Below are 19,827 nucleotides of genomic sequence, written 5' to 3' on the forward strand. Positions count from 1 at the left end.
CGTGCCCGATTCCGGGCAAGCACCTGTTGGCGTGCTCATGGGACGCTGTTCGTCCGGCGTCCACTTCCCGTCCCGGACCGCGTTGCCGCCGGCCACGAGTTTGCTGGTCATGGACATTCCTCGCATGGGCGTACCCGAGAAGACGGCCGAGCGGATGAGCATGGCCGAGCGGCACGAGTATCTGCGCAGCAGATTCTCCCGCCGCACCCTGATCAGGGGCGGTGCCGTCACCCTCGGCACCGTCACCGGCGGTGCCTTCGTGCCCGGCGCGGCGCCCCTGGCCGCCGCCGCGCCCCCGGCCCCGGCCCGGCGGCCCGCAGAGCACGTGGACGGCGCCCTCGCCGCCCCCTTCGGCCGCCACCTGGCCTGGGGAGACGACCCCCGCACCGAGATCACCGTTTCCTGGCAGGTACCGGTCGCGGTCGAGCGCCCCTTCATCCGGATCGGCGCCCACCCCACGGACCTCTCCCGCAGGATCGACGCCGAGGTCCGCGCCCTGCACACCCCCGCCGGGGTCGGCGCGAGCGGCGACCACACCCAGTACTACGTGCACGCCCGGCTGACCCGCCTGCGCCCCGGCCAGACCTACTACTACGGCGTCGGCCACCGAGGCTTCGACCCCGCCGAACCCCACCTGCTCGGCACCCTGGGCACCTTCACCACCGCCCCCGCGCACAAGGCGCCCTTCACCTTCACCGCCTTCGGCGACGAGGGCGTCGGCTACCACGGCCTGGCCAACAACGCCCTGATCCTCGGCCAGAACCCCGCCTTCCACCTGCACGCGGGCGACATCGCCTACGGCGACCCCGCGGGCGCCGGCAAGACCACCGACACCGGCTTCGACTCCCGCACCTGGGACCAGTTCCTGCACCAGACCGAGTCCGTGGCCAAGCAGATCCCCTGGATGCCCGCCTACGGCAACCACGACATGGAGGCCTGGTACTCGCCCAACGGCTACGGCGGCCAGGACGCCCGCTGGAGCCTGCCCGGCAACGGCCCCGACGCCGAGAACCTGCCCGGCGTCTACTCCTTCGTCTACGGCAACACGGCCGTCATCTCGCTGGACGCCAACGACATCTCCTACGAGATCCCGGCCAACCTCGGGATCTCCGGCGGCACCCAGACCCGGTGGCTGGAGGCCCAGCTCAAGAAGTTCCGGGCCGCGCGGGACGTCGACTTCGTGGTGGTCTTCTTCCACCACTGCGCCTACTGCACCTCCACCGCCCACGCCTCCGAGGGCGGGGTGCGCCATGAGTGGGTGCCGCTGTTCGAGAAGTACACCGTGGACCTGGTCATCAACGGCCACAACCACCAGTACGAGCGCACCGACGTGATCAAGGGCGACACGGTGGCGAAGAAGCTCCCCATCGGCGGCACCGCCTACCCGGAGACCGAGGGCGTCGTCTACGTCACCGCGGGCGCGGCCGGGCGCGGCCTGTACGCCTTCACCGCCCCCGACACCTACGAGGGGCACGAGCACGAGACGGAGTCCGTGGCCTCCTTCGTCAACCTCAAGGACGGCAAGAAGCCCGAGACCGTCGCCTGGTCCCGGGTGCGCTACCTCGACTACTCCTTCCTGCGCGTGGACGTCACGCCCGCCCCGAGGGGCCGGCACACCACGCTGACGGTGTCCGGCATCGCCGAGACCGGCGAGCGCATCGACCACTTCACCGTGGCCCGCCGCGCCAAGTGAGGCCGGGCACGGGTACGGGCACCCCGGAGGACCGTCTCCGGGGTGCCCGTGGTCCTGCGTACGGCGCCTCAGCGCCCGGCGAGCGGGTTCTCCAGGGTGCCGATGAGCTGGAGCGCGCCGGACGGGTCGGCGAGGTCCACCATCTGCTTGTTGTTGCGCAGCTGGAGCCGGTTCAGGCAGGACAGCGCGAACTCCGGCGCGAACATGTCGTACCGCTCGAACTTCTCCGCCAGCTGGGGGTTCGCCCCCTGGTACTCGCGGGTGATCTCCGCGACCGTCTCCCAGAACTCGTCCTCGGTGAGCACGCCCCCCGCGGCCAGGTCGGCGGCGAGGAAGCGGAAGAAGCAGTCGAAGACGTCCGTGAAGATCGACAGCAGCTTCTTGTCCTCGGGCACCTCCACCCGGATGCGCCGCACCTCGGGCGGCAGGGCCGCGTCCGGGTCCATGACGGCGATCTCCTCGGCGATGTCCTTGTACACCGCGCGCCGGACCTTGCCGTCCTCCAGCACCAGGATGACGTTCTCGCCGTGCGGCATGAACACCAGGTCGTAGGCGTAGAAGCTGTGCAGCAGCGGCACGTAGTAGGCGCGCAGATAGTCGCGCAGCCAGTCGGCGGGCGCCTGGCCGGAGCGCTCGATCAGCGCGCCCGCGAACGAGGCGCCCTCGTGGTCGGTGTGCAGCAGGGACGCCATCGTCGCCAGCGACTCGCCCTCGGCGAGGCGGGACACCGGGGACTCCCGCCACAGGGCGGCCAGCATCTTGCGGTAGGGGGAGTAGCGGTCGGTGGCCCGCTCGTACTCCAGGTGCCGGTAGCCGACGGCCGCCTGCTCGCGGATGATCGTGAGACCCGTGGCGGAGAGCACCGGGTCGTTCCCGATCAGCCGGGCCAGCCAGTCGTTGATCGCCGGGGTCGCCTCCATGTACGCGGCCGACAGGCCGCGCATGAAGCCCATGTTGAGCACGGACAGCGCCGTCTTCACATAGTTCTTCTCCGGGTGCGTCCGGTTGAAGAAGGTCCGGATGGACTGCTGGGCCAGGTACTCGTCGTCGCCCTCGCCCAGGCACACCAGGTTGCGGCGGGCCACCTCGGCGGCGAAGGTCACGCTGAGCTTGTTCCACCACTGCCAGGGGTGGACCGGGATCAGCAGGTAGTCGTCCGCGTCGAGACCCTGGCCGGTGAGCACGCCCCGGAACCGCTCCAGGGTGGCCTCGCCCAGCTCGCGCCGGAAGAACTCCTCGTACTCGACCCCCGCGCCGGCGGTGAAGGCGGCGCGCGAGCGGTGCGCGGCCAGCCAGACGAGTTTCACCGGGCTCGCCGTCTCCGGCGCGTACGCCAGGTACTCCTGGACGCCGAAGCCGAGCCGGCCGTTGTTGGCCACGAAGCAGGGGTGGCCCTCGGTCATGCCGGTCTCGATGTCCTGGAACGAGGCGCGGGCCAGTTCCTTCGCGCTGACCCGGGGCTTGGTCAGCTTGTAGCAGGTGCCGGAGAGGGTGGAGGAGATCTCCTCCAGGTAGACCGGCAGGATCTCCTCGCTGAGCCCCAGGGTCTCCTTCAGCTCGATGAAGAAGTCCAGCGCGGCGAGCGGGAGTTCCTCGCCCTCGCGGGTGCGGGTGATCGAGTCGGCGTCCACCTGCCAGTGGTCCAGGCCCCGGCGCACGGCGGAGAAGCGGTACGAGGTGAGCTTGTCGTCACTGCGGACGACGTACGCGTCGCCCTCGGCCTCGGGGGTGAGCAGGCGCTCGTGGGCGAACTCGGCGATGGCCTTGCGGATCAGGAGGCGGTTGGCCAGGCCCCAGCGCTCGGGGGAGAGGTGGGCCACGGAGTCGGCGAGGGTCATGCCGCCACCCCCGTCGCCGCCTCGAACCGGTCCCGGGTGCAGAAACTCAGCAAGGCGCGCTTCTCCGGCTTCTCTATCTCGCCCTCGGGCACGAACCCGACGGCCTCGTTCAGCGCGTGCACGGCGGTGTTGCGCACATCGGGCTCGACGACGACCCGCAGGGTGCTCGGGTCGGTGAACAGGTGCGCCATCACGGCGGTGATGACCCGCCGGGTGAAGCCGTGCACGGGGGTGTCGGTGGGCGGCACCAGGAAGTGCATGCCGACGTCGCCCGGCTGGGCCTCGTACAGCCCGGCCAGCTCGCGGTGCGCGGGGTCGTAGCTCTCCATCAGGAACACCGGCACCCCGTCGTCCAGGCCGAGGAAGGCGTGGTGGTGCTCGTCGGCGGCGATCTCCATGTAGGCACGCTCGACGTCCACCAGCTTGGCGTCCTGCATCATCCAGAACGCGGCCTTCGGATCGGTCACCCAGCCGTGCACCAGACTCGCGTCCTTCAGGGGGTCGAGCGGGCGGATCGTGAAGGTCATATGGCGAACTCCTGGAAAGCGATGGTCTTCTCGACCCCGTAGTACTCCGAGCCGAGCAGCTCTCGGATGATGTACGCGTTGCGGTAGGCACCCATGCCCAGGTCGGGGCTGGTGATGCTGTGGGTGTGGACGCCGGCGTTCTGGAGGAAGACCCCGCGGCCGGTGACGTCGATGGCGTAGTTGCGGGCCAGGTCGAAGTTGCCGTGGGAGTCGTAGCGCAGGCGGTCGCGGACCGGCTTGAGGAACTCCGGCTCGCGGTACTGGTAGCCGGTGGCCAGCACCAGGCCCTCGCTGTCCAGCTCGTAGTCCTTGCCCTGCTCCTCCTGGCGAAGGGACAGGGTGTATGTGCCGTTCTCGTAGGAGGCGCTGTTCAGCGCGGAGTTGGTGAGCAGCCGGGTCTGGATGGGGCCGCCGAGGTTCTTCTGGTAGAGCAGGTCGAAGATCTCGTTGATCAGCTCGCCGTCGATGCCCTTGAACAGGCCCTTCTGCTGGGCGGTGATCCGGTAGCGGGTGTCCTCGGGGAGCGCGTGGAAGTAGTCGACGTACTCCGGGGAGGTCATCTCCAGCGTGAGCTTGGTGTACTCCAGCGGGAAGAACCTCGGGGAGCGGGTGACCCAGTTGAGCCGGTAGCCGTGGACGTCGATCTCGCTGAGGAGGTCGTAGTAGATCTCGGCGGCCGACTGCCCGCTGCCGACCAGGGTGATGGAGCGCTTCTTCTGCAGCTCCGCCTTGTGGGCGAGGTAGCGGGAGTTGTGGATGAAGTCGCCGCCCAGGCCCTCGCAGGCTTCCGGGATGTACGGCGGGGTGCCGGTGCCGAGGACCAGGTGCTTGGCGCGGTAGGTGTCACCGGCGTCGGTGTGCACCGCGTACAGCCCGTCCTCGAAGGTGACTTCGGTGACCGTGGTGCTGAAGCGGACGCTGGTCAGCTTGTTGGCCGCCCAGCGGCAGTAGTCGTCGTACTCGACCCGCAGCGGGTAGAAGTTCTCCCGGATGTAGAACGAGTACAGCCGGCCTTTCTCCTTCAGGTAGTTGAGGAAGGAGTACGGCGAGGTCGGGTCGGCCAGGGTGACGAGGTCCGACATGAACGGCGTCTGGAGGTGGGCGCCGTCCAGGAACATCCCGGCGTGCCACTCGAAGTCGGGCTTGGAGTCCAGGAAGACGCCGGTCAGCTCCTCGATGGGCTCGGTGAGGCAGGCCAGGCCGAGGTTGAAGGGACCGAGGCCGATCCCCACGAAGTCGAGGACGGGGCTGGCTTCAGGAAGCGCGGTCAAGGGACTCTCCCAGGTACTGCTCGGCGTGGCCGGCGATCAGGTCGAGGACGGCGGCGATGTCGGCCGCGGTGGTCTCGGGGTTGAGCAGGGTGAACTTCAGGTAGTGGCGGCCCGCCACCTTGGTGCCCGCGACCACGGCGTCGCCGGAGGCGAACAGGGCCTTGCGGGCGTAGAGGTTGGCGCGGTCGATCTCGGCCGGGTCGGTGACGGTCGCCGGGATGTAGCGGAAGACCAGGGTGGACAGCGAGGGCGCCACGACCACGTCGTAGCGGGGGTCGGCGGCGAGCAGGCGCCAGCCCTCCTCGGCCAGGTCGCAGACCTCGTCGAAGAGTTCGCCGATGCCGTCGGCGCCCATCACGCGCAGCGTCATCCACAGCTTGAGCGCGTCGAAGCGACGGGTGGTCTGCAGGGACTTGTCGACCTGGTTGGGGATGCGTTCCTGCACCATGCGGCGGGGGTTGAGATAGTCCGCGTGGTAGGTGGCGTGCCGCAGGGTGGCCGCGTCCCGGACCAGCACGGCAGAGGAACTCACCGGCTGGAAGAAGGACTTGTGGTAGTCGACGGTGACGGAGTCGGCGCGCTCGATGCCGTCGATGCGGTCGCGGTGCTTGAGCGAGGTGAGGAGTCCGCAGCCGTAGGCGGCGTCCACGTGCATCCACGTCCCGAACCGCGCGCAGAGTTCCGCGATTTCGGGGAGCGGGTCGATGGAGCCGAAGTCGGTGGTGCCCGCGGTGGCGACGACGGCCATCGGGACGAGTCCGTCCTGGACGCAGCGCTCCAGCTCGTGGGCGAGCGCGACGGTGTGCATCCGCTTCTCGTGGTCGACCGGGATCACGACGACCGCGTCCGGGCCGAGGCCGAGGAGTTTGGCGGACTTCTTCACGCTGAAGTGGCTGACCTCGGAGGTGAAGATGCGCAGTTGCCCGTACGACTCGGCCTTCGCCTCCTCGCGTGCCAGCAGCAGCGCCTGGAGGTTGGACTGGCTGCCGCCGGAGGTGAACACGCCGTCGGCGGCGGGTCCGAAGCCGATGCGGGCGTTGGTCCAGTCGATCAGTTTCCGCTCGATGAGCGTGCCCCCGGCCGACTGGTCCCAGGTGTCCAGCGAGGAGTTGACCGCGGAGAGCACCGCCTCGCCGACCACCGCCGGGATGACGACCGGGCAGTTGAGGTGGGCGAGGTAGCGGGGGTGGTGGAAGTAGACGGCGTCGCGGAGGTAGACCTCCTCCAGCTCGTCCAGCGCGGCGGCGGTGTCGCCGAGCGGCCGGTCGAGGTCGACGGCGTCGACGCGGGGAGCGAGGCCGTCGACGGTGACACCGCTGAACGGGCTTGTGGTGGTGGCGAGTTTGGCCGCCACCCGCTCTACTCCTTCGGTCACGGAGCGGCGGTACGACTCCGCGGTGAGGCCATTGAGCAGGTGCGAGCGCATGAGGGGGTCCTCCGGGGGAAACACGAGGGGGCGTGAAGTTTCCGCGGCTTCAACTTAGGTAAGCCTAACCTAAGTCACCGTTCTTTGATCACACCCCTCCCGTGACGGCCGTCACTCTCGGGGGTCCGCGGACTACGCGCCGCTCGCGCGCAACTGCTCCTCCGTCAGCCCCCGCCGCCAGTAGCCGACGAAGGTGACGCGCCGCCGGTCGGTGCCGCGCTCGCCGACGAAGTGCCGCCGCAGCTCGCGGACCTGTCCGGACTCGCCCGCGAGCCAGACGTACGGGTTCGTGTGCGCGGGCAGTTGGGCGGCGCGCAGGGCCTCCACGGCCGAGGGGGCGCCCTGGTGCCGTACCAGCCAGGTGATGCGGGCGTCCGCCGCGGTCCGCACGTCCTGGATGTCCCCGGCGTGCGGCACCTCCAGCCAGGCGCGCACGCGGGCGGAGGCGGGCAGCGACTCCAGCGCGGCGGTCGCGGCCGGTACGGCGGTCTCGTCGCCCCACATCACGATCAGGTCGGTGTCATCGGGCGGCCGGAAGCGGACGGCCCGGTTGTCGGCGATCGCCGGGCCGAGCAGCAGCACCCGGTCGCCGGCCGCGGCACCGGCCGCCCAGCGGGAGGCGGGCCCGGCCGGGACCGGGGCGCCGGGCTCGGTGCCGTGCAGCGCGAAGTCGATGTCGATCTCGTCCGGGTCCCGGCGCAGCGCCCGCAGGGTGTACGAGCGCATCACCGCCCGTACGTCGTCCGGGAGTTCGCGCCAGCCGTGCCACCAGTCGTCGCCCAGTTCCAGCGGGACCGCGGGTTCGCTCTGACCCGGCTGCGGCAGGAACAGGGAAAGGGACTGGTCGCGGCCCAGGGAGTGGAACCCGGCCAGCTCGGGGCCGGTGAAGGTGACGCGGAGCAGAGACGGACCGAGCCGCCTCGTCCGGGCCACCGAGAGGGCGAAGAAACGGAACGGGGCGGCTACGGCCGTCGTCATGCGAAGCTCCTGAACGTCAGGAAGGGGGTACTGGCAGGGGTCAGCCGACCTTCTTGGCCGTCTCGATGGCCTTGGCGAGGTTCTCCAGCAGCGGCGCGCACTTGTCGTAGGACAGGATCGGCTCGGAGGAGCGGGGGATGACCTGGCCGGCCTTGACGGCGGGCAGCTTCTTCCAGGTGGCCTTGGTGATGTCGGCGGGCTGCAGGGCCACGGACCGGTCGTCCATCATGATGACGTCGGCCGGGTACTTGTCGACGTTCTCCCAGCTCAGCGTCTCGAACCAGCCGCCGGTGGACTTCTTGGCCGACTCCGAGGGCTCGACGAAGTTCACGCCGAGGGACTTGAAGTACTCCAGGTCCGCCGAGAGGTTGGTGCCGGAGACGTAGAACGCGTCCTGCGCGGCCGAGCCGGCCATCACCCTGATCTCGGGGCGGGACTTGGCGGCCTTGCGCAGCCGGGCCGCGGCCGCCTCGAAGCGCTTCTTGGCGTCGGTGACCTTGGCGGACCTGGTGTCGGCGCCGAGGGACTCGGCCAGCTCCCACATGCGCTGGAGCGGGCCGGTGAGCGGGCGGTCGTAGACCGAGACGGCGACGCTCGGGGCCAGCTTGGCGATCTTCGCGGCGGACTCCAGCGGCACGTACCAGAGGGTGCCCTTGGGGTCGAAGGTCGTGCTGATGAGGACCTCGGGGGCGAAGGCCGCGTACTGCTCGACGTTGAACTGGTTGAAGACGTTGCCGAAGACGGTCAGCTTGCTGACGTCCATGTCGCCGGCCTGGACGTCGGCCTTGCCGTCCTTGGTCTTCGTCGGGCCGAAGACGCCCTTGACCTCGATGCCGTAGTCGTACAGCGCGGCGGCGACACCGGTGAAGGCGACGATCTTCGTGGGGACCGCGTCCAGCTTCACGGTCTTGTTCCGGTCGTCCTTGAAGCTCCACGCGCCGGACTTGCCGGGCTTCGCCTGCCCCTCGGAGCCACTCGTGCCCTTGTCACCGCCGCAGGCGGCGAGCGCGGCGCCGAGACCGAGGGCGCCGCCCGCGGCCAGGATGCCGCGGCGAGTGAGGTGGGTGGCACGGGTGTGGGACATGGGTATGACTGCTTTCGACCGGGGCGGACACCGCCTGACCAATTCGCAGCAAGGTTAGCCTAACCTTGCTGTATGTCCAGGGCTGGGGCGCCCGCCCCTGTCGACAGGTTCGCCGAGGTCAGCCGGTCAGGCCCAACTCCCGTGCGATCAGCATGCGTTGGACCTCACTCGTGCCCTCGCCGATTTCCAGGATCTTGGAGTCCCGCCACATGCGGGCCACCGGGTACTCGTTCATGAAGCCGTACCCGCCGTGGATCTGGGTGGCGTCACGGGCGTTGTCCACGGCGACCGTGGAGGAGTACAGCTTGGCGATGGCCGCCTCCTTCTTGAACGGCTCGCCCGCCACCAGCCGGGCCGCCGCGTCCCGCCACGCGAGCCGGGCGGTGTGCGCCTTCATCTCCATGTCGGCCAGCTTGAACTGGATGGCCTGGTTGGCGCCGATCGGCCGGCCGAACGCCTGCCGCTCCTTGGCGTAGCGCACCGACTCGTCCACGCAGCCCTGCGCGAGCCCGGTGCCCAGCGCGGCGATGGCGATGCGGCCCTCGTCCAGGATGCGCAGGAACTGGGCGTAGCCGCGGCCCTCCTCGCCGAGCAGGTTGGCGGCGGGCACCCGGACGTCCTGGAAGGAGAGTTCACGGGTGTCGGAGGCGTTCCAGCCGACCTTGGAATAGGGGGCGGCCACCGTGAAGCCCGGGGTGCCCGAGGGCACGATGATCGAGGAGATCAGCGGCTTGCCGTCCGGCTTGCGGCCGGTGACCGCGGTGACCGTCACCAGGCCGGTGATGTCCGTGCCGGAGTTGGTGATGAAGCACTTGGTGCCGTTGATGACCCATTCGTCCGTGTCCGGGTCCAGGCGGGCCGTGGTCCGGGTCGCGCCCGCGTCCGAGCCGCCGTCGGGCTCGGTCAGGCCGAACGCGCCCAGGATCTCGCCCGAGCACAGCCGGGGAAGCCACTCGGCCTTCTGCTCCTCGGTGCCGAACAGGTGGAGGGGCATGGCGCCGAGCGAGACGCCCGCCTCCAGGGTGATGGCCACCGAGGAGTCCACCCGGGCCAGCTCCTCCAGCGCGATGCCCAGCGCCAGGTAGTCGCCGCCCATCCCGCCGTACTCCTCCGGGAACGGCAGCCCGAACAGGCCCATGCGGCCCATCTCGCGGACGATCTCGTACGGGAACTCGTGCCGCTCGTAGAAGTCGCCGATCTTCGGCGCCACGACGTCGTGTGCGAACTCCTCCACCGTGCGGCGGAGTTCCTCCAGCTCGGGGCTGAGGCGGTGGTCCATGCTGATCACTGGTCCTTGTCGGGCTGGGTCGTGGGGCCGAGGGCGCGGACGGTGCGGGAGGGGCTCGGGCGGCCCAGCTGCCCGGCCATCCAGACGCTGGTGGCGGTCAGCAGGCCGAGGTCGACGCCGGTCTCGATGCCGAGGCCGCGCAGCATCCACACCAGGTCCTCGGTGGCGAGGTTGCCGGTGGCGGACTTGGCGTACGGGCAGCCGCCGAGGCCGCCCGCGGAGGCGTCGACCGTGGTGACGCCGTGCTGGAGGGCCGCGTAGGTGTTGGCGAGCGCCTGGCCGTAGGTGTCGTGGAAGTGGACACCCAGTCCGGCCGTGGGCAGGCCCGCCTCGTTCAGCAGGGTGAGCAGGGCGCGGACCTGGCCCGGTGTGGCCACGCCGATGGTGTCGCCGAGGCTCAGTTCGTCGCAGCCCATGTCCCTCAGGGCCGCGCACACCCGGACCACCTGGGGGAGCGGTACCGCGCCCTCCCAGGGGTCGCCGAAGCACATGGACACATAGCCGCGGACATGGGCGCCCGCGTCCTTGGCCTGCCGCACCACCGGCTCGAACACGGCCAGCGACTCGTCCACCGTGCGGTTGAGGTTGGCCTTGGCGAAGGACTCCGTCGCGCTGGCGAACACCGCGATCCGGCGCGCCCCGAGCGCCAGCGCCCGGTCCAGGCCGCGCTGGTTGGGGACCAGCACGGGGAGTTCGGCGTCCACGTCGGAGACCTGCGGGAACAGCTCCTCGGCGTCGGCCAGTTGGGGCACCCACTTGGGGTGTACGAAGCTGGTCGCCTCGATGGTGGTCAGGCCCGCCTCGCGCAGGCGGCGGATGAACTCCGCCTTCACCTTGGTCGGTACGGCCGTCTGCTCGTTCTGCAGCCCGTCCCGCGCGCCCACCTCGTGGATGCGGACCCGCGCGGGCAGGCCGGGCTCGGGGACGGTCATGGGCAGGGCGCTCATCTAAGCCTCCTCCTTCGGCGCGATGACGGCCAGCACCTGGTCCATGGCGACCGTGGTGCCGGGGGTCACGTCGAGTTCGGCGACCGTGCCCGCGTGCGGGGCGGAGACGACGTGCTCCATCTTCATCGCCTCCACCACCAGCAGGCTCTGCCCGGCCTCGACCTCGTCGCCCACGGCCACCTTCACCACCGTCACCGTGCCCGGCATGGGCGCGGTCAGCGAGTCGGCGCCCGCGTGCGCGGTGCGGCTCAGTGAGGCGGCGACCGGGTCGTGGTCCCGCACCTGCCAGGCGTCACCGTCCCGCCCGAGCCAGTCGGCGGCGCGGCGGAAGGTGTGGCGGACACCGTCCAGGGTGACGCTCACCGTGTCGGGCGTGACATGGGCGCCGGTGCCGCGCAGGGCGTGGGCCACCGGCTCCTCCCCGGGCACGCGCAGGGGGAACGACACCGGCTTCGGCGTCCCGCTCAGCCGCCAGCCGTCCGGCACCGAGAAGGGGTCCACCCAGCCGCCGCCCGTGGGGCGCAGCTCCTCCAGGCGGACGGCCGCCGCCGCCTCGTAGACCTCCTCCGGCACCCCGTCGGGGATCAGGTCGTCCACCGCGCGCTCCACCAGCCCGGTGTCCAGCTCGCCCGCGACCACCGCGGGGTGCGCCAGCAGCCGGCGCAGGAAGCCCGCGTTGGTGGGGACGCCCAGGGTGGCCGTCTCCGCGAGGGCCGCGCGGAGCCTGCGCAGGGCGGTCGCGCGGTCGGGGCCGTAGGCGATCACCTTGGACAGCATCGGGTCGTACAGGCTGCCGACCTCGGTGCCCTCGCTGAGCCCGGAGTCGGTGCGTACGCCGTCGCCCTGGGGCTCGGCCAGCAGCTGGACCGTGCCGCCCGAGGGGAGGAAGCCGCGGGAGGGGTCCTCCGCGCAGATGCGGGCCTCCACCGCGTGCCCGGTCAGCGTGACGTCCTCCTGGGCGAAGCCCAGCGGCTCACCGGCGGCGACCCGGAGCTGCCACTCGACCAGGTCGAGACCGGTGACGAGTTCCGTGACCGGGTGCTCCACCTGGAGACGGGTGTTCATCTCCATGAAGTAGTACGAGGACGGGTCGTTGCCGGGCACGATGAACTCCACCGTGCCCGCGCCCCGGTAGCCGCACGAGCGGGCCGCCTGCGCGGCCGCCTCGCCCATCGCGGCGCGCGTCGCCTCGTCCAGCAGGACGCTCGGCGCCTCCTCGATGATCTTCTGGTGGCGCCGCTGGAGCGAGCACTCGCGCTCGCCGAGGTGGACCACGTTGCCGTGGCCGTCGGCCAGCACCTGGATCTCGATGTGCCGGGGGCGGTCGATCCACCGCTCCACCAGCAGGGTGTCGTCGCCGAAGGAGGCGCGGGCCTCGCGGCGGGCGGCCGCGATCTCCTCCTCCAGGGCGGAGACGTCCCGCACGAGACGCATGCCCTTGCCGCCGCCGCCCGCCGAGGGCTTGAGCAGCACAGGGGTGCCGATCTCCCGGGCCGCGTCGGCCAGTTGGGCGTCGGTCAGTCCGCTGCCGCTGGAGCCCGGCACGACCGGCACCCCGTACGCCGCCACCGTCTCCTTGGCGCGGATCTTGTCGCCCATCAGGGCGATGGCGTCGGCCGAGGGGCCGATGAAGACGAGCCCCGCCTCCTCGCAGGCGCGCGCGAAGCCGGCGTTCTCGGCGAGGAAGCCGTAGCCGGGGTGGACGGCCTGGGCGCCGCTGCGGGCGGCGGCGTCGAGCAGCCGCTCCACCGACAGATAGCTCTCCGAGGCCGGGGCCGGGCCGATCCGGACGGCCGTGTCGGCCTCCCGGACGTGCCGCGCGTCGGCGTCGGCGTCGGAGAAGACCGCCACCGAGCGCACGCCGAGCGCACGGAGCGTACGGATGACCCGTACGGCGATCTCGCCCCGGTTGGCGACCAGCACTGTGTCGAACACGGAAGTTCCCCTCCCTCTCACATCCGGAAGACGCCGAACCGGGGCTCTCCCAGCGGCGCGTTGGCACAGGCGGTCAGGGCGAGTCCGAGCACCTGACGGGTCTGGAGCGGGTCGATCACGCCGTCGTCCCAGAGGCGGGCGGTGGCGTAGTAGGCACTGCCCTGGTCCTCGTACTGCGCGCGGATCGGGGCCTTGAAGGCGTCCTCGTCCTCGGCGGGCCAGTCCTCGCCGCGTGCCTCCATCTGGTCCCGCTTGACGGTGGCGAGCACCGAGGCGGCCTGTTCGCCGCCCATGACGGAGATCTTGGCGCCGGGCCACATCCACATAAAGCGGGGGGAGTAGGCGCGGCCGCACATCGAGTAGTTGCCCGCGCCGTAGGAGCCGCCGACGACGACCGTCAGCTTGGGCACGCGGGTGCAGGCGACGGCGGTGACCATCTTGGCGCCGTGCTTGGCGATGCCGCCCGCCTCGTAGTCCTTGCCGACCATGAAGCCGGAGATGTTCTGGAGGAAGACGAGCGGGATGCCGCGCTGGTCGCACAGCTCGATGAAGTGCGCGCCCTTCTGGGCGGACTCGGAGAAGAGGATGCCGTTGTTGGCGACGATGCCGACCGGGTGGCCGTGGATGCGGGCGAAGCCGGTGACCAGGGTCTGGCCGAACTCGGACTTGAACTCGCTGAACCGCGAGCCGTCCACCACGCGGGCGATGATCTCCCGGACGTCGTAGGGGGTGCGGGAGTCGACCGGGACCGCGCCGTACAGCCCGAAGGGGTCGACCTTCGGCTCGACGGCCTGGGTCACCTCCCAGGGGGCGTCCTTGCGGGCGGGCAGGGTGGCGACGATGTTCCGCACGATCCTCAGCGCGTGCGCGTCGTCCTCCGCGAGGTGGTCGGTGACGCCGGAGACACGGGAGTGCACCTCGCCGCCGCCCAGCTCCTCGGCCGTGACGACCTCGCCGGTGGCGGCCTTCACCAGCGGGGGGCCGCCGAGGAAGATCGTGCCCTGGTCGCGGACGATCACCGCCTCGTCGCTCATCGCCGGGACGTAGGCGCCGCCGGCCGTGCAGGAGCCGAGGACGGCCGCGATCTGCGGGATGCCGGCCGCGGACATGCGGGCCTGGTTGTAGAAGATGCGGCCGAAGTGGTCGCGGTCGGGGAAGACCTCGTCCTGCATGGGCAGGAAGGCGCCGCCGGAGTCCACCAGGTAGACGCACGGCAGGCGGTTGTCGAGGGCCACCTCCTGGGCGCGCAGGTGCTTCTTCACCGTCATCGGGTAGTACGTGCCGCCCTTGACGGTCGCGTCGTTGGCGACGATCACGCACTCGCGGCCGCTGACCCGGCCGATCCCGGCGATCACCCCCGCCGCCGGGGCCTGTCCGTCGTACATCTGGTCGGCCGCGAGGGGGGCCAGCTCCAGGAAGGGGGAGCCGGGATCGAGCAGGGCGTCCACCCGGTCCCTCGGCAGCAGCTTGCCGCGCGCGGTGTGCCGGGCGCGCGCCTTCTCCCCGCCGCCGAGGGCCGCCGACGCCAGCTTGGCGCGCAGCTCCTCGCCCAGGGCGAGATGGGCCTGTTCATTGGCCCGCCAGGCCTCCGACGCGGGGTCTGCCGCGCTCGTCAGCTCCGGTGCCTCGTGCATCCTGCGAACCCCTCACCTTGTTAATGAGCGTTAACGCATTTCCTTCAGGTTAACGACCGCTAACCTCCCTGTCTAGAATGAACCGCATGGCCACCAGAACCGACGCCCCGACCCGGCGGCAGCAGATCCTCAAGGAGGCGGCCCGCCTCTTCGCCGAGCGCGGCTTCCACGGCGTCGGCGTGGACGAGATAGGGGCGGCGGTCGGCATCAGCGGCCCCGGCCTCTACCGGCACTTCCCCGGCAAGGACGCGATGCTCGCGGAGCTGCTGGTCGGCATCAGCGGCCAGCTCCTGACCGGCGCGCGCCGCCGCCTGGCGGAGACGGACGGCCACGCCGGCGCCTCCGAGGTGCTGGACTCCCTCATCGAGGGCCACATCGACTTCGCCCTTGACGACCGCCCCCTGATCACCCTCCACGACCGCGAGCTGGACCGCCTGCGCGACAGCGACCGCAAGCTGGTCCGCCAGCTCCAGCGCCAGTACGTCGAACTCTGGGTCGGCGTCGTCCGCGAGGCCCACCCCGCCCTGACCGAACCCGCGGCCCGCTCCGCGGTCCACTCGGTCTTCGGCCTCCTCAATTCCACCCCCCACCTCGGCCGAGCAGGCACCCTCCCGGGCCGGGCGACGACGGCGACCCTGCTGCACCGGATGGCACGGGGGGCGTTCGCGGCGGCCGGGTCTTGAACGGGCCCGCAGCAGGAGGCATCTCAGTACGCTGACCGCATGGACTACGCGAAGATGCGCGCGATCGCCGAGGAGCTCGGCGCCTACGCCGAGCGGCTCGAAGGAGCCTGGAGCGTCGAGATCGGTCCGTCCGGCCCGATACTGGCCATGATGTGCCCGTCGAAGCGTCATGAGGGCACGGTCAGTCGCATCCGCAACCAGCTCAACAGGCAGTTGCCCACCACTCACCCGGGCTACAGCTGCGAGAACGGCCCCGAGATCGAGCACCCGGCGATGGGCCGCATGCGCCGCCCGGACGCCTTGGTCATTCCGGATGCAGCCCTGGACGAGGAGGGCATCGCGGTTGACGCCACCCAGGTGCTGGCGGTCATCGAGATCGTGTCTCCGTTGAACCCGGCCAATGACTACGTCGAGAAGCTGGCGGAGTATCCCGCCATGGGCATCGCCCACTGCCTGATCGTCGACCCTCGCACCGGCACGATCGAGGCCCACTCCGACCCCTGCAAGGGCCGCTACGCCCGCAAGGACGCGTACATCTTCGGCGACACCGTCCCCTTCGGCCCCTGGCTGATCGACACCGCCGACTTCAAGCGGTACGGCAAGGCCGGGAGCTGACGGTCGAGGGTGGGGAAGCTCACCCTGGACGGGTGAACGTACTCGCCGGTACCTTCGGTTGAGCAAGCGCTTAGACATGCCCTGTGTCATGCCGAGGTACGTGGAGGTGGCGGCGTGCGCCGTACGGTTTTCAACGAGGATCACGAGGCGTTCCGGGAGACCATCCGGGCCTTCATCGAGGCCGAGGTCGTTCCGGTCTACGACGAGTGGTTCGCGGCCGGCCAGGCGCCGCGGGACTTCTACCACAAGCTCGGTGAGCTGGGCATCTTCGGCATCAACGTGCCCGAGGAGTTCGGCGGCGCGGGCCTGGACAGCCACAAGTTCGAGGCCGTCCTCTACGAGGAGACCTCCCGCGCGGGCGTCCAGTTCGGCGGCTCCGGCGTGCACGTGCTGCTCGCCCTCCCCTACATCAAGATGCTGGCCACGGACGAGCAGAAGAAGCGCTTCCTGCCGAAGTTCGTCACCGGCGAGGAGATGTGGGCCATCGCGATGACCGAGCCCGGCACCGGCTCGGACCTCGCGGGCATGAAGACCACCGCCAAGCTCTCCGAGGACGGCACGCACTACGTCCTCAACGGCGCCAAGACCTTCATCACCGGCGGTGTGCACGCCGACAAGGTCATCGTCTGCGCCCGCACCTCCGCGCCGAAGGAGGACGACCGCCGGTTCGGCATCTCCCTCTTCGCCGTGGACACCAAGTCCGAGGGCTACTCGGTCGGCCGCAAGCTGGACAAGCTCGGCCTGAAGACCTCCGACACCGCCGAACTCGCCTTCGTGGACGTCAAGGTCCCCGTCGAGGACCTGCTCGGCGAGGAGAACAAGGGCTTCTCCTACCTCGGTCACAACCTGGCCTCCGAGCGCTGGGGCATCGCCTTCGGCGCCTACGCCCAGGCCAAGGCAGCCGTCCGCTTCGCCAAGAGTTACGTCCAGGACCGCACGGTCTTCGGCAAGCCGGTCGCCCACTTCCAGAACACCAAGTTCGAGCTGGCCGCCTGCCAGGCCGAGGTGGACGCCGCCGAGGCCGTCGCCGACCGCGCGACCGAGGCGCTGGACGCCGGCGAGCTGACCCCCGCCGAGGCCGCCTCCGCCAAGCTGTTCTGCACCGAGGTCGCGCACCGCGTGATCGACCGCTGCCTCCAGCTGCACGGCGGCTACGGCTACATGAACGAGTACCCGATCGCCCGCCTGTACGCGGACAACCGCGTCAACCGCATCTACGGCGGCACCAGCGAGATCATGAAGTCGATCATCGCCAAGGACATGGGTCTGTAAGGTCCCCGCAATCACTGGCCGGTACAACTACACGACATGAGCCAGGCACTTCAGGACCTCCTCGATCTGCTCGACCTCGAGCGGATCGAGGAGGACATCTACCGCGGCCAGTCCCGTTCCGCCGTCGTCCCCCGCGTCTTCGGCGGGCAGGTCGCCGCGCAGGCACTGGTCGCCGCCGGGCGCACGGTCCCCGCCGACCGCGCCGCCCACTCACTGCACGCGTACTTCCTGCGCATCGGCGACCCCGGCGCGCCGATCGTCTACAACGTCGACCGCATCCGCGACGGCCGCTCCTTCACCACCCGCCGCGTGGTCGCCGTCCAGCACGGCAAGCCGATCTTCCACCTCTCGGCGTCCTTCCAGAGCGAGGAGGACGGCCTGGACCACCAGGCGCCCATGCCCCCGGCGCCCGACCCGGCCACCCTGCCCACCTCGCAGGAGCGCCTGCGCGGCTACGCCCACCTCGACCCCGAGATCGTGGAGCGCTTCCTGGAGGCGCGCGAGGCGATCGACCTGCGGTACGTGGACGAGCCGCCGTACGGCGAGTTCGGCGTCCCGCGGGAGCCGCACAGCCAGGTCTGGTTCCGGGCCAACGGCAAGCTCGACGACGATCCGCTGCTGCACGTCGTCCTCGCCACCTACGTCTCCGACATGACCCTGCTGGACTCGGTGCTGCTCGCCCACGGGCGCGGCGGCTGGGCCGTCGGGGACGTCGTGGGGGCCTCCCTGGACCACGCGATGTGGTTCCACCGCCCCTTCCGCGCCGACGAGTGGCTGCTGTACGACCAGGAGTCACCCTCCGCGCACGGCGGCCGGGGCCTGGGCCAGGCCCGGATCTACACGCGGGACGGCGCGCTGGCCATCTCCGTCGTCCAGGAGGGCGTGGTCCGCGTCCCCCGCTGAGGCGTCATGTCCGCTGCCCGGCACGGGAATTGACCCGTCGTCCCGGACCCTCGTCACCCCCTCGCGGCTGTCGGTTGCCAGGGGGTGCGCGCCGTGCGGGTGGCGGCTGAGAGGGCCCGTCACTCGGTACACCGCTCAACAGGACGCGCGACGCATCCGGGACTAGGCTCTATGAGTGAAAGCCGCAGCACACGGCATGCCCGGCGACGAGGTGTCCGCATTTCCCGGGAACCTCAGCCGCAGCACCTGATCGCGTGATCGCGTCCGGGTGGTTCGCAGGCGTCGACGGAGCACGATCGTGCCGGTCAGCACACTGCGGTGACACCTGAAGACCGTGCCGCAATCTTCAGTCTTCGCGGTGACGGCCATCCACCTCGTGCCCAGATCGGGACAGCGAGAGACGATGGAGATGGAAGGTACTTTCCCATGCGATCACAGCGCGCGAGGCGCCTTGTCGCCCTTTCCGCAACCGGTCTGCTGCTGGCCGGAGGAGCCGCGATAGGCGCCGCGGGCACCGCTTCGGCGACCCCCAACGGCCACCACAGCTCCTACAGCTCGTACGACAGGGACTACCGCGGCGGTCACCACAACAGGTGGGGCAACGACCGCGGCTGGTGGAACGACGACTACGGCTACGGCCGTCACCACAACCGGTACAACAACTACTGGGACAACGACTGGGGCTACGGCTGGGGTAACGGCTGGGGCAACGGTCACCACAACGGTGGCTACGGCCACGGCGGCGGCTGGGGCGGCGGCCACGGCGGCGGCGGCTGGGGTGGCGGCGGCCACGGCGGCGGCGGTCACGGCGGCGGCGGTCACGGTGGCGGCGGCCACGGAGGCGGCGGCCACGGAGGCGGCGGCCGATAGGAACACCGCAACCTGAACGCGATGTGCGGCCCCCTGAGCGGGGTCGCACACCGCGTTCCGGACGGGCTCAGACCAGGCCGGCCTGATCGAGCAGATACGCCGTCATCGGGTCGTAGTAGCGGGGGCTGACCACGTGGTCGTCGAGCGGCACCGCCACCTGGAGGGTGCCCTCGGCCTCGGCGAGGAACAGCGCCGGGTCGTTGCAGTCGGCGTACCCGGCCGCGTCGACTCCGTGCTGCGCCGCGTACCCGGCCCAGCCGTGGTCGGCCACGACGAGGTCGGGCAGCTCGCGGCCCTCGCGCTCGAGCCCGGTCAGGATGGCGCGCATCGGCTCCCCGGAGTGGGTGTGCCACAGGGTCGCGCCGTGCTCCAGCACGGCCACGTCCGCGAACTGCATGACGTACCCCTCGTCGGTCTGCAGCCGCTCCGGGATGACGACGATCTCGCAGCCCGCGGCGCGCAGCGCGGCGGCGGTGGCCCGGTGCACGTCCAGCAGACCGCCGGGATGACCGGTGGCGAACAGCACCCGCTGCCGGTCCTCGGCCGCCTTGCGCAGCCGCTGCGCGAGGCGCTCCAGCGCGGCCACGGTCAGCTCCGGGTCGATGGTGTCCTGGCCGTACCGGTGCTCGGCGTCGTCGTTCACGCCGACCCGCTCGGCCATCACCGCGAGCACGTCCTGCTCGTCGGTCCACCTGTCGCCCAGCTCCAGACCGAGCCAGAAGTGCCGGTCGCCGTTGGCCAGCCTGCGGTAGTGGGAGAGGTTGTTCTCGCGGGGCGTGGCGACGTCCCCCGCGATACGCGACCTCACCAGATGGTCGACGAGCTGAGCACGGCTGGGCGTCCCGGATATCGGCATGCCCCCC

The 19,827-nt window shown here is 70.7% G+C and carries 17 protein-coding genes; 6 read left to right on the forward strand and 11 right to left on the reverse strand.

What is annotated here, in order from left to right; genetic code table 11:
• Positions 1-124 precede the first annotated feature (124 nt).
• A complete protein-coding gene (locus ABZ898_RS08485; RefSeq protein WP_361654307.1) occupies positions 125-1,693 on the forward strand; it encodes a metallophosphoesterase family protein in 1,569 nt (522 codons plus the stop codon).
• 68 nt (positions 1,694-1,761) lie between these two features.
• On the opposite strand, the gene ABZ898_RS08490 is transcribed toward ABZ898_RS08485, so the two are convergent.
• From ABZ898_RS08490 to ABZ898_RS08535, 10 genes are all read right to left on the reverse strand, one after another.
• Positions 1,762-3,531, reverse strand: coding sequence for an IucA/IucC family siderophore biosynthesis protein (locus ABZ898_RS08490; RefSeq protein WP_361654310.1), 1,770 nt, complete (start codon positions 3,529-3,531; stop codon positions 1,762-1,764).
• Entirely contained in the window at positions 3,528-4,058 is a 531-nt protein-coding gene (locus tag ABZ898_RS08495; protein WP_361654313.1) for a GNAT family N-acetyltransferase, read from the reverse strand. The genes ABZ898_RS08490 and ABZ898_RS08495 overlap by 4 nt, the downstream gene beginning before the upstream one ends.
• The gene (locus ABZ898_RS08500; protein WP_361654316.1) at positions 4,055-5,329 is read right to left on the reverse strand and encodes a SidA/IucD/PvdA family monooxygenase; all 1,275 of its coding nucleotides are present in this window, start codon (positions 5,327-5,329) and stop codon (positions 4,055-4,057) included. The genes ABZ898_RS08495 and ABZ898_RS08500 overlap by 4 nt, the downstream gene beginning before the upstream one ends.
• The gene (gene desA / locus ABZ898_RS08505; protein WP_361654318.1) at positions 5,313-6,755 is read right to left on the reverse strand and encodes a lysine decarboxylase DesA; all 1,443 of its coding nucleotides are present in this window, start codon (positions 6,753-6,755) and stop codon (positions 5,313-5,315) included. The genes ABZ898_RS08500 and desA overlap by 17 nt, the downstream gene beginning before the upstream one ends.
• A gap of 132 nt (positions 6,756-6,887) precedes the next feature.
• The gene (locus tag ABZ898_RS08510; RefSeq protein ID WP_361654321.1) at positions 6,888-7,733 is read right to left on the reverse strand and encodes a siderophore-interacting protein; all 846 of its coding nucleotides are present in this window, start codon (positions 7,731-7,733) and stop codon (positions 6,888-6,890) included.
• Between the two features lie 40 nt (positions 7,734-7,773).
• Entirely contained in the window at positions 7,774-8,817 is a 1,044-nt protein-coding gene (locus ABZ898_RS08515) for an ABC transporter substrate-binding protein (protein ID WP_361654323.1), read from the reverse strand.
• A gap of 118 nt (positions 8,818-8,935) precedes the next feature.
• Positions 8,936-10,096, reverse strand: coding sequence for an acyl-CoA dehydrogenase family protein (locus ABZ898_RS08520; protein WP_361654326.1), 1,161 nt, complete (start codon positions 10,094-10,096; stop codon positions 8,936-8,938).
• Positions 10,097-10,101: 5 nt separating this feature from the next.
• Entirely contained in the window at positions 10,102-11,052 is a 951-nt protein-coding gene (locus tag ABZ898_RS08525) for a hydroxymethylglutaryl-CoA lyase (protein ID WP_361654329.1), read from the reverse strand.
• On the reverse strand, positions 11,053-12,987 hold the full coding sequence (locus ABZ898_RS08530) for an acetyl-CoA carboxylase biotin carboxylase subunit (protein WP_361654331.1): 1,935 nt from the start codon (positions 12,985-12,987) through the stop codon (positions 11,053-11,055).
• Positions 12,988-13,004: 17 nt separating this feature from the next.
• Entirely contained in the window at positions 13,005-14,621 is a 1,617-nt protein-coding gene (locus ABZ898_RS08535) for a carboxyl transferase domain-containing protein (protein ID WP_361654333.1), read from the reverse strand.
• Positions 14,622-14,707: 86 nt separating this feature from the next.
• Between ABZ898_RS08535 and ABZ898_RS08540 the strand changes: the two genes are divergently transcribed.
• The 5 genes from ABZ898_RS08540 (at position 14,708) to ABZ898_RS08560 (ending at position 18,964) form a co-directional block, all read left to right on the forward strand.
• Positions 14,708-15,304: a TetR/AcrR family transcriptional regulator gene (locus ABZ898_RS08540; RefSeq protein ID WP_361654336.1), complete on the forward strand. Its 597-nt coding sequence runs from the start codon at positions 14,708-14,710 to the stop codon at positions 15,302-15,304.
• 39 nt (positions 15,305-15,343) lie between these two features.
• Positions 15,344-15,919: a Uma2 family endonuclease gene (locus ABZ898_RS08545; RefSeq protein WP_361654338.1), complete on the forward strand. Its 576-nt coding sequence runs from the start codon at positions 15,344-15,346 to the stop codon at positions 15,917-15,919.
• A gap of 114 nt (positions 15,920-16,033) precedes the next feature.
• Positions 16,034-17,191 carry an acyl-CoA dehydrogenase family protein gene (locus ABZ898_RS08550; protein WP_361654341.1) on the forward strand — a complete coding sequence of 386 codons (1,158 nt, stop codon included), beginning with the start codon at positions 16,034-16,036 and terminating at the stop codon, positions 17,189-17,191.
• A gap of 36 nt (positions 17,192-17,227) precedes the next feature.
• A complete protein-coding gene (gene tesB, locus ABZ898_RS08555) occupies positions 17,228-18,094 on the forward strand; it encodes an acyl-CoA thioesterase II (protein ID WP_361654344.1) in 867 nt (288 codons plus the stop codon).
• Between the two features lie 426 nt (positions 18,095-18,520).
• Positions 18,521-18,964 carry a hypothetical protein gene (locus ABZ898_RS08560; protein ID WP_361654346.1) on the forward strand — a complete coding sequence of 148 codons (444 nt, stop codon included), beginning with the start codon at positions 18,521-18,523 and terminating at the stop codon, positions 18,962-18,964.
• A 67-nt stretch (positions 18,965-19,031) separates the two neighbouring features.
• Here ABZ898_RS08560 and ABZ898_RS08565 read toward each other — a convergent pair whose 3' ends face one another.
• Positions 19,032-19,820, reverse strand: coding sequence for a phosphatase (locus tag ABZ898_RS08565; RefSeq protein ID WP_361654349.1), 789 nt, complete (start codon positions 19,818-19,820; stop codon positions 19,032-19,034).
• Positions 19,821-19,827: the final 7 nt, after the last annotated feature.

The sequence above is a fragment of the Streptomyces sp. NPDC046860 genome, from assembly GCF_040645115.1.
Classification (GTDB): Bacteria; Actinomycetota; Actinomycetes; order Streptomycetales; family Streptomycetaceae; genus Streptomyces.